Annotated in this window: 13 protein-coding genes, 2 tRNA genes and 1 pseudogene; 4 read left to right on the plus strand and 12 right to left on the minus strand. The window is 70.3% G+C overall.

What is annotated here, in order from left to right; translation table 11 throughout:
• The 3 genes from ABD927_RS14125 to ABD927_RS14135 all read right to left on the minus strand — a co-directional run.
• Positions 1-411, minus strand: a 411-nt coding sequence (locus ABD927_RS14125; RefSeq protein WP_486357921.1) for a Y-family DNA polymerase, incomplete at its 3' end; no start/stop codon positions are given.
• A gap of 19 nt (positions 412-430) precedes the next feature.
• Entirely contained in the window at positions 431-1,177 is a 747-nt protein-coding gene (gene imuA / locus ABD927_RS14130) for a translesion DNA synthesis-associated protein ImuA (RefSeq protein ID WP_345250477.1), read from the minus strand.
• Positions 1,178-1,234: 57 nt separating this feature from the next.
• Positions 1,235-2,752: a diguanylate cyclase domain-containing protein gene (locus ABD927_RS14135; RefSeq protein ID WP_345250478.1), complete on the minus strand. Its 1,518-nt coding sequence runs from the start codon at positions 2,750-2,752 to the stop codon at positions 1,235-1,237.
• A 127-nt stretch (positions 2,753-2,879) separates the two neighbouring features.
• Between ABD927_RS14135 and ABD927_RS14140 the strand changes: the two genes are divergently transcribed.
• Positions 2,880-4,121, plus strand: coding sequence for a mechanosensitive ion channel family protein (locus ABD927_RS14140; RefSeq protein WP_425570258.1), 1,242 nt, complete (start codon positions 2,880-2,882; stop codon positions 4,119-4,121).
• Between the two features lie 30 nt (positions 4,122-4,151).
• Here the strand turns inward: ABD927_RS14140 and rnhA are convergent, their stop codons facing one another.
• The 3 genes and pseudogenes from rnhA to ABD927_RS14155 all read right to left on the minus strand — a co-directional run bounded on the left by rnhA (position 4,152) and on the right by ABD927_RS14155 (position 5,925).
• A complete protein-coding gene (gene rnhA, locus ABD927_RS14145; RefSeq protein WP_345250595.1) occupies positions 4,152-4,616 on the minus strand; it encodes a ribonuclease HI in 465 nt (154 codons plus the stop codon).
• A 54-nt stretch (positions 4,617-4,670) separates the two neighbouring features.
• A pseudogene (locus ABD927_RS14150) lies at positions 4,671-4,838 on the minus strand (DUF5710 domain-containing protein); the annotation flags it as partial.
• A 157-nt stretch (positions 4,839-4,995) separates the two neighbouring features.
• A complete protein-coding gene (locus ABD927_RS14155; protein WP_345250479.1) occupies positions 4,996-5,925 on the minus strand; it encodes a 2-hydroxyacid dehydrogenase in 930 nt (309 codons plus the stop codon).
• A 152-nt stretch (positions 5,926-6,077) separates the two neighbouring features.
• Between ABD927_RS14155 and ABD927_RS14160 the strand changes: the two genes are divergently transcribed.
• On the plus strand, positions 6,078-7,379 hold the full coding sequence (locus ABD927_RS14160) for an O-antigen ligase family protein (RefSeq protein WP_345250480.1): 1,302 nt from the start codon (positions 6,078-6,080) through the stop codon (positions 7,377-7,379).
• Between the two features lie 3 nt (positions 7,380-7,382).
• Positions 7,383-8,153: a glycosyltransferase family 25 protein gene (locus tag ABD927_RS14165; protein WP_345250481.1), complete on the plus strand. Its 771-nt coding sequence runs from the start codon at positions 7,383-7,385 to the stop codon at positions 8,151-8,153.
• A gap of 59 nt (positions 8,154-8,212) precedes the next feature.
• Here the strand turns inward: ABD927_RS14165 and ABD927_RS14170 are convergent.
• The 3 genes from ABD927_RS14170 to ABD927_RS14180 all read right to left on the minus strand — a co-directional run bounded on the left by ABD927_RS14170 (position 8,213) and on the right by ABD927_RS14180 (position 10,469).
• Positions 8,213-8,288 (minus strand) — tRNA-Asn (locus tag ABD927_RS14170).
• Positions 8,289-8,319: 31 nt separating this feature from the next.
• Positions 8,320-9,438 carry a mandelate racemase/muconate lactonizing enzyme family protein gene (locus ABD927_RS14175; RefSeq protein WP_345250482.1) on the minus strand — a complete coding sequence of 373 codons (1,119 nt, stop codon included), beginning with the start codon at positions 9,436-9,438 and terminating at the stop codon, positions 8,320-8,322.
• 17 nt (positions 9,439-9,455) lie between these two features.
• Complete coding sequence (locus ABD927_RS14180) at positions 9,456-10,469, minus strand: Bug family tripartite tricarboxylate transporter substrate binding protein (RefSeq protein WP_345250483.1); 1,014 nt, start codon at positions 10,467-10,469, stop codon at positions 9,456-9,458.
• Positions 10,470-10,626: 157 nt separating this feature from the next.
• Here ABD927_RS14180 and ABD927_RS14185 point away from each other — a divergent pair, with 157 nt between their 5' ends.
• A complete protein-coding gene (locus ABD927_RS14185) occupies positions 10,627-11,220 on the plus strand; it encodes an IMPACT family protein (protein ID WP_345250484.1) in 594 nt (197 codons plus the stop codon).
• Positions 11,221-11,228: 8 nt separating this feature from the next.
• Here the strand turns inward: ABD927_RS14185 and ABD927_RS14190 are convergent, their stop codons facing one another.
• The 3 genes from ABD927_RS14190 to ABD927_RS14200 all read right to left on the minus strand — a co-directional run bounded on the left by ABD927_RS14190 (position 11,229) and on the right by ABD927_RS14200 (position 12,298).
• Entirely contained in the window at positions 11,229-11,744 is a 516-nt protein-coding gene (locus ABD927_RS14190) for a copper chaperone PCu(A)C (RefSeq protein WP_345250485.1), read from the minus strand.
• A 73-nt stretch (positions 11,745-11,817) separates the two neighbouring features.
• Positions 11,818-12,174, minus strand: a complete 357-nt coding sequence (locus tag ABD927_RS14195) for a DUF2946 family protein (RefSeq protein ID WP_345250486.1) — start codon at positions 12,172-12,174, stop codon at positions 11,818-11,820.
• Between the two features lie 48 nt (positions 12,175-12,222).
• Positions 12,223-12,298, minus strand: a tRNA-Asn gene (locus ABD927_RS14200).
• Between the last annotated feature and the right edge of the window lie 142 nt (positions 12,299-12,440).

Below are 12,440 nucleotides of genomic sequence, written 5' to 3' on the forward strand. Positions count from 1 at the left end.
CCGGCGCGCCAGCGTGGACGGCGCCAGCACGCGCCGCCGGCCGGGGCGCGGATGGCGCGCCAGCAGCCAGGCGCCTTGCGCGGTGGGCGCCATGCCCAGGCGCGCCCGGCAGCCCAGCCGGGACAGCGTCCGGCGTATGCGGCGGCACAGCGCGCGCGGCCCGCCGAACAGGCGCAGGCTGGCGCCGACGTCGAGCAGCAGGCTGTCGTCTTCGGCCGTGGCCAGTTCGGGCGTGTATTGCAGCAGCGCCAGTGCGGCCGCCTGCAGCAGGGCCGCCTCGCGCGCGGCGTCGCGCGCCAGCGGCACGGCGTCCGGCAGCACCGCGGCCGCGCCGGCCTTGCGCATGCCCAGCCGCACGCCGGCCAGGGCGGCGTCGGGCGTCATGGCCACGACCCGGTCTTGGTCCAGCACCACCCGCGGCGGTCCGCCCTCAGCGCGTGGCCAGAGGCTGGGCGGGAGCAGGGCGTCGAGGCTGAGCTGCGTCAGATGGACGCTGATCCAGAGGCGCATGGAGCGGGTCGGGAAGGGATGGCTGGGGTGCCGCCGGCGCACGCCTGCCCAGGCGGGGCAGCAGCGGCACGAGGATGGACGATTCGTAGCGGGGTCCGCGCCGCTTGACGACCTCGATGCGCAGGTCGTTGCCGGCGGGTTGCAATTGCAGGCGCAACGGGGCGGGCGAGGACTCGTGCGCGGCGGCATCGTGCCGGAACAGGAAGAAAAGCATGTCGTGCGCCTGGGCGGCCAGGTGCAGGCGGCGCAGCGAGGCGGCGCGCAATTGCGGCTGCCAGTACAGCAAGGCGCCGCAGCTGCCGTTCTTGAGGACTTGTTCGGCGGCCCACAGGGCATCGCCGTCGCGTTCGGGCCGCAGCCACAGCAGGCGTTCGGCCGGCAGCGGCCCGGCGGCCCAGGCGGCGGCATGCGGCACGCAGGGCGGCCGCAGCAGCACGATGCGGCGGGTGCTGTCGAGCCGGGCCAGCGCGGGCTGCAGCAGGCGCAGTTCGCCGATGCCGGGGCGGGCGGCCAGCAGTTCGGTCAGCGCGCCCAGCGGCCAGCCGCCGCCGGGCAGGACGGCCGACAGCGCCGCATGGCCCGTGGCCACGCAATGCCGCGGATTGCGGCCGAGCTGCGAGCCGCGCCAGAGGGCGGGGTGCAGGGCTTCGGCAGAAACGGAAGACATGAAAGTGGGAAACCGGATACTGTATGGATGTACAGTATCCGGCCGATGGCGATCATGTCAAGCCGGCCCGAAACAGTAGCGGTTCTTGCCCCCGCGCTTGGCGGCGTACATGCCCATGTCGGCCGTGCGCAGCAGCTCCACCGGCGTGGTCGTGTCGTGCGGATGGTAGCTGGCGATGCCGATGCTGGCGCTGACGGCCGCCTCGCGGCCGTCGAAGCGGATCGGCGCGGCGATGGCCTGCAGCAGCCGGCGCGCCAGCAGGTCGGTTTCGTCGGGGCCGGGCTCGTTGCCGGCGATCACCACGAACTCGTCGCCGTCGAGCCGGGCGATGATGTCGCTGGGGCGCAGCGTGGCCGTCAGCCGGCGGGCGACTTCGCGCAGCAGCAGGTCGCCGTAGGCATGGCCCAGCGTGTCGTTGATGGCCTTGAAGCCATCGAGGTCGATGAACAGCACGTGCACGGTGCCGCCCGAGCGGTCGGCCTGTTCCAGCGCCTGCGGCAGGATCTCCTGGAAGGCGCGCCGGTTGGGCAGGCCGGTCAGCACGTCCTGCCGGGCCTCGCGTTCGCGTTCGCCGGTCAGGGCTTCCAGGCGGGCATTGGCCTGGCGCAGTTCGGCCGTGCGCTGCGCCACGCGCTGCTCCAGCGTCTGCTGCAGCGCCTGCAGGGCGGCCTGCGCCTGGATGCGGGCATCGATGTTCTCGACGATCGAGATGTAGTAGGACAGGCGGCCCTGCGCGGTGCGCCGGGCGGTCACCGTCAGATTGGCCCATACGATGCCGCCATCCTTCCGGATGTAGCGCTTTTCCAGCGCGTAGCGATCGATCTCGCCGGCAGCCAGCCGCTGCAGCTGGGCCAGGTCGGCCTGCAGGTCGTCGGGATGGGTGATGTCCTGGAAGGTCAGGCCATGCAGTTCGTCGGCGCCGTAGCCGATGATCTCGCACAGCGCATCGTTGACGTCGATCCAGCCGCCGTCGGGCGCGACCAGCGCGATGCCCATCGCCGCGCCTTCGAATACCGAGCGCAGGCGGGTTTCGCTGTCGAGGCCGTCGGCGAAGGAGCGCTCGTGGCTGAGGCGGATCCGCAGCGCCTCTTCGCGCCGCCGCAGATCGTGCCGGAGCAGGCGCGCGGCGTCGTCGAGGAAATCCAGCTCGCGCTGGGTGGCCCGGCGCGGCACGGTATCGATGGCCGACAGCGTGCCCAGCACCAGGCCGCCGATGCTGTGCAGCGGGAACGAGGCATAGAAGCGGATGCCGGGTATGCCCCGCACCATGGGATGGTCGGCGAAGCGCGGATCGTCGCGCGCGTCGGCCAGCACCAGCGGCGAATCGCTTTCGATGCAGTGGCGGCAGAAAGCCACGTCGAGCGGGATGTCGGCCAGATCCAGCCCGATCCGGCTCTTGAGCCAAAGGCGGTCGCCGTCGCGCAGCGTCACCAGCACGATGGGCACGCCGAGCGCATGCGCGGCCATGCGGGCCACCAGGTCGAACATCGGATCGGGCTGCGCGTCCAGCAGCTCCAGCGCCCGCAGCAGTTCGCGAGGCTCTTCGGCGGTGGGCGTGGCAAGCAGGAAGGGCATGGCTGGGAGGCGGAGTGGCGGGGCCTTGCAGCTATGTTACTCCGAGGCCGGACGGTGCCGGCGATCGTCTTCTGTGCGAGACAGCATAATCACGGGTTCGATCGACCGCTTTCTTCGAAAGGAAAAGATGACTGACGCCCTGCACGCACTCTCCGATACCCTTCTTTCCGATTCCTGGGCCCGCATGTTCTGCGGCCTGGCGCTGCTGGCGCTGGCCGCCTGGGCCGTCCAGTTCGTCGTCCGGCGCGTGGTGACCGGCCTGTTGAGCGGCCTGCTCGGCCGCCTGCACCGGCAGGACTGGGACCAGGCGCTGGGCCGCCGCGGCTTCTACCGCCGGCTGGCGGGCATGGCGCCGTTCGTGGTCGTCCAGCTCGGCATCCATCTGGTGCCCGAGCTGCCGGCGGCGGCAGCGGACACCCTGCGCAGCCTGGCGGTCGCCCTGACGGTGCTGTTCGGGCTGCTGACGCTGTCGGCCGCGCTCGATGCCGTCATCGATGCCACCGCCGGCCATCCGCAGGCCCATGTGCGCTCGGCCAAGGGCTATGTGCAGCTGGGCAAGATCGTGCTGTGGGCCTTCGGCGTCATCGTGGTGGTGGCGGCGCTGATCGACCGCTCGCCGCTGCTGCTGCTTTCCGGACTGGGCGCGATGTCGGCGGTGCTGCTGCTGGTGTTCAAGGATACGCTGCTGTCGTTCGTGGCCAGCGTGCAGCTGGCCTCCAACGACATGCTGCGGGTGGGCGACTGGATCGAGATGCCGCAGGTCGGCGCCGACGGCTTCGTGATCGACGTCGCGCTGCATACCGTCAAGGTCGAGAACTGGGACAAGACCATCACCACCATTCCGACCTATCGCCTGTTCGCCGAAAGCTTCCGCAACTGGCGCACCATGTTCACGTCGGGCGGCCGGCGCATCAAGCGCACGCTGCGGATCGACGCCGGCAGCGTGCGTTTCCTGAGCGACGAAGAATGCGAGCGCCTGAAGCGCTTCAATCTGCTGGCCGGCTACCTGGACAACAAGCAGAAAGAGATCGCCGATGCCAATGCCGGCCTGGGCGAGCCGGCCGGCGAGGCCGTCAATCGCCGGCGGCTGACCAACATCGGCACCTTCCGCGCCTATGTCGACGCCTACCTGCGCAACCACCCCGGCATCAATCGCGAGATGATCCTGATGGTGCGGATGCTCGAGCCCGGCGACAAGGGCATCCCGATCGAGCTGTACTGCTTCACCGCCAGCACCGCCTGGGTCGACTACGAAAAGGTGCAGGGCGACATATTCGACCATCTGCTGGCCATCCTGCCCGACCTCGGCCTGCGGCTGTACCAGTTGCCCACCGGCAGCGACCTGACGGCCGCGCTGGCCGCGCGCTGAGCGGCGCCGCCGCCCGGCGGCCGGGCACGCTCATCTTTGCCGCACCACGCCCTGTACGCTGCCGGTGCGGCGCGCGTGCTCCAGCCCTTCGTTGGCCAAGGCGTCGGCGCGCTCGTTGCCGTCGTGGCCGGCATGGCCGCGCACCCAGCGGAAGGTGGCGCGATGGCGCTGCGCCTCGGCGATCAGCGCCTGCCACAGCTCGACGTTCTTGACGTCCTTCCAGTTCTTGCGGACCCAGCCGTGGCGCCACTCGTTCATGCCCTTGACCACGTACTGCGAGTCGGTGAAGACGGCCACCTCGGCCGGCTCGGCCAGCCAGCGCAAGGCCTCGATGGCGGCGGTCAGTTCCATTCGGTTGTTGGTGGTGTCGGGCGCGCCGCCGAACAGTTCGGTCTCGCCGGCCGGCGTGCGCACCACCGCCCCCCAGCCGCCGGGGCCGCCGGGATTGCCGCGGCAGGCGCCGTCGCAGAACACGATGTGGCCGCTGGCGGGCATCTCGGGCGCCGCCTCGGCCGCGGGCGCGGGGGCCGTGCCATCGAGCCAGCGCGCGAACGGCGCGAGATCGGCGCGGTCCTGCACGTACCACTGCTTGCGGGCCGGCGACCAGCGGGCGCCGAGCGCCTTGGCCTGGTCTTTTTCGGCGAAGGGAACCTTCAGCCAGACGATCATGGTGTCACCTGCGATGCGGGGGCGTGACCATAAGCGCCGCCGCGCCATCGTGTCAAGCGCGGCGGCGGCCGCACGGGGCCGCCGCGCGGCTGCACGCAATTTGTCACGGGTACCTCAACGCCAGGCCCCAGGCGGCTCGCGCGGCGTTGTCAAAGCGCTTTCCCCAGCCTTGTCCACAGTTTGTGGGGATAAGTGGAAGCCGCCTTCAGATGGGCGTGGTCAAGGGCTGGCCGGAGAAATGCCGGGCCACGTTGTCGAGCCAGCGGTCGACCATCGCGTCCTGCGACTCCGGCGACGAGCCGGCCAGGTGCGGCGACAGCACGGCCTTGTCGAGCGAGGCCAGGATGGCCGGCGTGGGCGGCTCGACGTCGAACACGTCGATGCCGGCGCCGGCGATGGCATCGTCGCGCAGCGCGGCCGCCAGCGCCTCGCCGTCGACCACGCTGCCGCGCGATATGTTGACCAGATAGCCTTTCGGCCCCAGCGCGCGCAGCACCTCGGCGTCGACCAGATGACGGGTGCCGGCGCCGCCCGGCGTGGCCACGATCAGGTAGTCGCACCAGGCGGCCAGCGCGGCTGGCGAATCGAAATAGGCATGCGGGCTGTCGGCGCGCGGCCGGCGATTGTGGTAGCCGACCTCGAGATCGAAGCCGGCGGCGCGGCGCGCGATCTGGCCGCCGATGGCGCCCATGCCAAGTATGCCCAGCCGCTTGCCGCTGACCTGCGGTGGCGGTCGCACGCCGGTGCGCCATGCGCCCTGGCGCGTGGTGCGGTCGCGCAGCGGGATCTGGCGCACGATGGCCAGCAGCAGCGCGAAGGCGTGGTCGGCCACGGTGCGGTCGTTGGTGAAGGCGCCGTTGCTCAGCGCAATCCCGCGCGCCCGCGCGGCGTCGAGGTCGATCAATTCATAGCCGACGCCGAGCGCGCTGATCAATTCCAGCTTGGGCATCGCGGCGATCTCTTCGCCGGTCAGCCCGATCGAGCCGATGGTCAGCGCGGCGCGGATCCGGTGGCCGTGTTCGGCCACCGCCTTGGCGCGGCTTTCGCGGTCCGGCGCGTAGATGATCTCGTAGCGTTCGCGCGCCTGGGCCAGGTGGCGGTCGGGAAGGTGGGTGATGACGAGGATGGGCGTCATGGTGGAGGCGGGACCAGTCTGAAACCGAACCGATAGTCTAGCAGCGGGCCGCGCGCCGTGTCCGGCGGCCGGCGCTGCGCGGGGCCATCGGCTATAATCCGCGGCGCCGCTTGCGGCATGGCCGCCTGGCCTTCCCGGGCGGCGGATTCCCAATGACGACATCTTCCCTCCACCGCGGCTCGCGCGCGGCCGCGCCGCTTGATGCGCTGGGGGCGCTGGCGCTGGCGCTGTTCCCGGCGCTGATGCTGTCGCGCCCCAATCCGGCCAATGCCTGTTATAGCCTCCTGCTCGCGCTGGCGTGCGCAGCGCTGGCGATGCGCCGCCGCGCCGACGGCATCGGCGCGGCCGGCCTGCTGCGGCGCTGCTGGCCGCTGATGCTGGCCATGGCCGGGCTGCCGCTGGCCCTGGCGCTGCACGAAACGGTCTTCACGGGCGCCGTGCCGCACATCCCCTATCTGTACCTGCGCTTCGCGCTGTTCGGGCTGCTGCTGTGGGTCTTGTACCTGGCCGGGCCGGGCCGCATCGAATGGCTGCAATGGGGCTGCGCGGCCGGCGCGATCGTGTCGGCGGCATGGATCCACGGCCTGGCGGGCCCGGGGCGGTTGAACCACATAGGCATCAATAACGCCATTCCGTTCGGCAATCTGTCGCTGCTGATGGGCGTGCTGGCGCTGCTGTCGATCGGCTGGCGCCGGCCGGCATCGAACGCCGCGCTTGCCTGCGGGGGGATCGCGCTGCGGCTGGTCGGCGGCGCCGCAGGGCTTTATGCGTCCTATCTGAGCGGCACGCGCGGCGGCTGGATCGCGCTGCCGGCGTTCGCCGTCATCGTGCTGCTGCCGTTCCGGCTGCGCCCCCGCATATATGCCGGGTTGCTGGCCGCCATCGTGCTCGGCCTGGGGGCCGGCGGCTACGCCAATGGCTGGGTCAGCCAGCGCGTCGAACAGGCCGTGTCGTCGCTCGAAGAATTCCAGCACGGCCAGGATCTCGATTCGTCGGAAGGCAACCGGTTGCAGATGTGGCGGGCATCGTTGCTGATGTTCCGCGACCACCCGCTGATCGGCGTGGGTCCCAAGGGCTACCAGCCCGAACTCGTCCGCCTGGCGCAGCGCGGCATCGTGACGCCGGCCGCCACGGCCTACAGCCATTCGCACAACGACGTGCTGTTCGCGCTGGCCACGCTCGGCCTGCCGGGGCTGGCCGCCATCCTGGCCACCTATCTGGCGCCGGCGCTGTTCTTCGCGCGGCGCGTCCGCCATCGCGACGCCGGGCTGCGCACGGCCGCCGCGATGGGGCTGGCGCTGTGCGCCGGGTTCCTGATATTCGGCCTGACCGAATCGATGTTCGTCATCACGCTGACCAACGCCTTCTACAGCCTGATGGCCGCCGCCTTCGTGGCCTACGCGATCCGGCGCGAGGCGCAGTTGCGCGCCGCCGCCGCGGCCGCGCAGGGGTAGGCGGTGCACGTCTACGTCATCAGCCTGGCCGACGCCGCGGCGCGGCGCGGCGACATCGTGCGCCAGCTGGAAGCGGCCGGGCTGCCGTTCACGATCTTCGACGCGGTCGACGGCCGCGCGCTCGGTGCCGATGAACTGGCGCGCTGCTACGACGGCGACGCGGCGCGGCGCCAATACCGCGACATGAGCCGCGGCGAGATCGGCTGCGCCCTGAGCCACCTGGGCGTCTATCGCCGGCTGCTCGAAGAAGGCAGGCCGTGGGCGCTGGTGCTGGAAGACGACGCCCAGCTCGGCGAGCGCCTGCCGGCCGTGTTGCGCGCGCTGGAGGATGCGCTCGATGCCGGGAGGCCGGACGTGACCCTGCTCACCCATGTCGACAAGTACACGCGCCATGGTGCCCGCCGCCTGGACCAGACGCACCGGCTCGTGCGGCGCTACGGCGACTGGTGGCTGGCGCACGGCTACGTGGTCACCCGCGCCGCGGCGCAGCGGATGCTGGAGGCCTTGCGGCCGGTGCGCACGGCGGCCGATTCGTGGGCGCGCTTCGAGAGGCAAGGCATCGTCGCGCTGCGTGCCGTGGTGCCGTACTGCATCGGCCTGTCGCCGCGCGCCGCGGATTCCACGCTGCAGGAGCACAGGGCCGAGTTCATGAGGGAAGCGCGCGAGCGGCGGGGTTGGCGCTATTACCTGTACATGTACGGCTATCGCCGCTTCGTCCACCAGATCGTGGTGCGGCCTTTCCTGCGCGTGGCCCGGCAGAAGAAAGCGCCGTAGGCAGGAGCACGGCGCAAAGCAAAAGGCCTTGGCGCAGCAGCGCCAAGGCCTTCGTGTTTTGGCTCCCCGAACTGGGTTCGAACCAGTGACCTGCGGATTAACAGTCCGTCGCTCTACCGACTGAGCTATCGGGGAATCGAGCCCAAAACTATATCACACATTCAGGCTAGTCGGCACGGATGCGGGCAATCAGTTTTTCGTCGAGTTCCATGCCCCAGCCCGGCCCGGACGGCACGCGCATGAGGCCGCCGGCCACCGGCGGCAAGTTGCGGATCAGCGCGTGGTACAGCGGATCGCGGTCGGGCTGCATGACTTCGACATACAGTCCGTTGGGCACCGAGGCGGCCAGCGACGCGGATACCTGGGTTTCGAGGTGAGGGTAGATCGGCAGTCCGAAAGCGGCCGCGGTAGCCGCCACCCGCCGCCATTCAGTCGGCCCGCCGCCCCAGCTCGGATCGAAATTGCAGACGTCGATGGCGCCGGCGACCATCAGGTCGCGGCAGCCGGCGCTGGTCACCTCGCTCTGGCCGGCCGACACCTTGGTGCCGGTCAGCGCGCGCAGGCGAGCCAGGTCGCGCTTGTCGTTGTGCCAGTGGCAGGGCTCTTCGAGCCAGCGCACGTCCAGCGGCTCGACCAGCCGCGCGAAGCGGATCGCCTGGTCGAAGTCGTAGCCCTGGTTCGGATCGGGGACCAGCCAGAAGTCCGGCCCGGCGCCATCGCGCGCCGCCTTCACGCGCTCGGCATCGGCCTCCGGCGACAGCCGGCCCACCTTCAGCTTGCAGCCGGCGAAGCCCTGCGCCTTCAGGGACTCCATTTCCTTGCGCACCGTCCGCAGGTCGTTCTCGTCGTTGTAGTAGGCGCCCATCGCCATGGCCGGCACCTCGTCGGCCATGCCGCCCCATACGCGGTGCAGCGGCGCGCCCAGTGCCTTGCCCAGGGCGTCCCACAGCGCCGCGTCGACGCAGGAAATGGCCCGGATGGGCATGCGCCGGTCGCGCAGGAAATCGCGGGTCAGCGGATACATGGCCTGCCAGCAGGCCTCCACGTGGAAGGCGCTGCGGCCGATCAGCCGCGGCGCGATCTCTTCGCGGATGATGCGCACGATCTCGGCCTGCCCGAGGTATTCGTTGTTGCCGAAGCATTCGCCGACGATGCCGTCGCGCGTATGGACCCGCGCAAGCACCGAGGCCCGGCTCTGGACCACGACGGTGCCGGCGCGCAGCGGCCGGGGCAGGGGCATGCGAAGCGGAATCGCCTCGATGCGATCGATGATGAGTTCTTGCATTGCCCGTACAGCCTTTCTCAATCGGCCTTGATGTGCGCGGTCTTGACCACGTCGGTCCAGCGGGCGATCTCGTCGTTCACCAGCTGGGTGGCCTCTTCCGGCGTGTCGGCGCGGATGTCCAGCCCCATCTCGGTGAAGCGCTTCTGCGCCGCCGGCTGCCGCAGCACCTTGACCACGTTGCCGTTGATGCGGTGGATCAGCGGGTCCGGCACCCCGGCGGGCGCGGCCAGCCCGGACCAGTACAGCATCACCATCTTCGGCAGCCCGGCCTCGACCGCCGAGGGCACGTCGGGCAGCACCGACATGCGCGTGCTGCTGGTGACCATCAGCGGCTTGATCTTGCCGGAGCGGATGTAGGGCAGCACGGTGGGCGCCGACGACACCATGGACTGCACCTGGCCGGCCATCAGGTCGGGCAGGACGGCGCCGCCGCCCTTGTAGGCCACGTGGACGATGTCGGTGCCGGTCACGCTCTTGAACAGTTCGGACCTGAGATGGGTATTGGTGCCGATGCCGCCCGAACCGTAGAACAGCTTGCCGGGGCGTGCCTTGGCCAGCGCGATGAATTCCTGCACGGTATTCACCGGCAGCTTCGGGTTGACCACCAGCACGTGCGGCACGGTCGAGATCGTGACCACCTGCTTGAAGGCGCGCGCCGGGTCGAACGGCAGGTTGGGCTGCAGGCCCGGCGCGATGGCCAGCGACATGTCGGTGACGAGCAGCGTATAGCCGTCGGGGTCGGCCCGCGCGACGGTGTTCCAGCCGACGATGCCGGCCGCGCCGGCGCGGTTCTCGGCCACGAACGATTGCGACAGCGATTCGGTCAGCATCTGGCCGACCACGCGGCCCACCACGTCGCTGGTGCCGCCCGGCGCGAACGGCACCACCAGCGTGACCGGACGCGAGGGATAGCGATCGAGCGGTTCGGCGGCGCGCGCCAGCGAGGGTGCCAGCGCCGAGGCCAGGGGCAGTCCGAGGCCCGCGCCCAGGTAGCGGCGGCGCGCGGCATCGTGAAGGGAATCGTCTCTCATGGGGGCATCTCCTCGGTATGCCTGTTTGGCAGGTCGCTGTTGGGAAGCCCTCCATGATAGGCCGCCGGCGTTGAGCGTAGCGCGAGGATTCTTCGAACCAGACTCAAGAAAAACTCATGCGTGGACCGGCCGCGCGCGCCGCGATATCCTGCGCGCCATGAGTCGACTTTTCACGCTGGCGGCGCCCGCCACGTACCGCGAAGAGATCCGCAAGAGCCGTTTCGTGGCCCATGCCGCGCCGGTGTCCGACGCCGGACAGGCGCTGGCATTTTTCGCGTCCCGCTCCGATCCCGCCGCCACCCACAATTGCTGGGCCTACCGGATCGGCGCGGCCTACCGCTTCAACGACGACGGCGAGCCGGGCGGCACCGCCGGCCGTCCCATCCTGCAGGCGATCGACGGCCAGTCCTGCGACCGGGTGGCGGTGCTGGTGGTGCGCTGGTTCGGCGGCATCCTGCTGGGGGCCGGCGGCCTGATGCGCGCCTACGGCGGCTGCGCCGCCAGCTGCCTGCGGCTGGCCGACAAGCTGCCGGTGGTGGATACCGTGGCCGCGCGCTTCGAATGCCCGTTCGCCGACCTGCGCCTGCTGAAGTCGCGCCTGGGCGAGTTCGGCGCCATCGTTACCGGCGAGGATTTCGGCGCGGCCGGCGTGGCCGTGCGGCTGGAACTGCCGCGCGAGCACGCCGGCGCGCTGGCGCAGGCGCTGGCCGGGCTGAGCCGCGGCCGGATCGCGCTCGAAGTATCGGACTGAAAAGGCTGTCAGTTCATCCGCATGCCGTGATCGCCGTGCATGCCGTGGCCTTCCATGCCGTGCATGTCGTGGCCGCCGGCGCCGGCTCCCGGCGCTTCGATCTTGAAGTCCACCTTGATCTGGCCGGCCTTCTCGAACACCAGCGTGGCCGGGAAGCTTTCGCCCTGCTTGAGCGGCGCCTTGAGTTTCATGAACATGATGTGCAGGCCGCCCGGCGAGAGTTCGACGGTCTTGCCGGCGGGCAGCGCGATGCCGTCGACCTGGCGCATGCGCATCACATTGTCTTCCATCTTCATCGTGTGCAGTTCGGCGCTGGCCGATATGTCGCTGCGGACGGCGACCAGCTTGTCGTCGGCCCCGTGGTTGGTCAGCTTCATGAAGCCGCCGCCGGTGGGCTGGCCGGCCACGGTGGCGCGGCTCCACGGGTGGCCGATGTCGATCTGGCCCAGCTTGTAGCCGTGGGCATGGGCGCCGAAGGCCGCCAGCGCGAGCGGCAGGGCGGCGAAAAGCGTACGGAATTTCATGGCGATGTTCCTGTTTCCTGTGAATGCGCGGAGGTCGTCCGCGGCGGACGACGGGGTGACGAGAGGCACGCGTTCAGACGGGCGGCGCCCGCGACAGGAAGGACAGCAACAGGATGGGCTCGCGCGGCGTGCCCGACGGCGCGTCGCGCAGCAGGTAGGACAGGCCGCGCGCGGCGGACCAGGCCGGCGGTGCCGGCGGCGGGACCGCGATGGCGGCGGCCGAGCACAAGGGGCAGTGGAAGGCGGCAGGCAGGGCGGGATCGCCGCCGGTGTCCGGCCCGGCCGGATGCAGCGACGCGCCCTGTGCGGAGCAGATGGCGGCGACGAAATCGCCTTGCGGGCGGGCGGCGTACAGCGTAGGCAGCAGCGCACCGAACAGCGCGCATGCCAGCGCGAGCCATGCCGTGCGAAGACCGACGATCTTTCCCATGCGGCGATGATAGCGCACCGCTTGGAGAAGGCGTGGCGCGAGCATTCTTGGCTCCCCGAACTGGGTTCGAACCAGTGACCTGCGGATTAACAGTCCGTCGCTCTACCGACTGAGCTATCGGGGAATAGCCAGCTATTTTATCAGAAGATTCCATAGCACTGGAAGCATGCCCCCGTAGCGGGTACCCGCCTCGCCGTACCCCCGCATGCCTGTGGGCAAATGGCACGATTCGTTGCAGTTTTCGTCTATCATTCCCACGCCCGGTG

Source organism: Pigmentiphaga soli (assembly GCF_039541095.1).
GTDB lineage: Bacteria > Pseudomonadota > Gammaproteobacteria > Burkholderiales > Burkholderiaceae_B > Pigmentiphaga > Pigmentiphaga soli.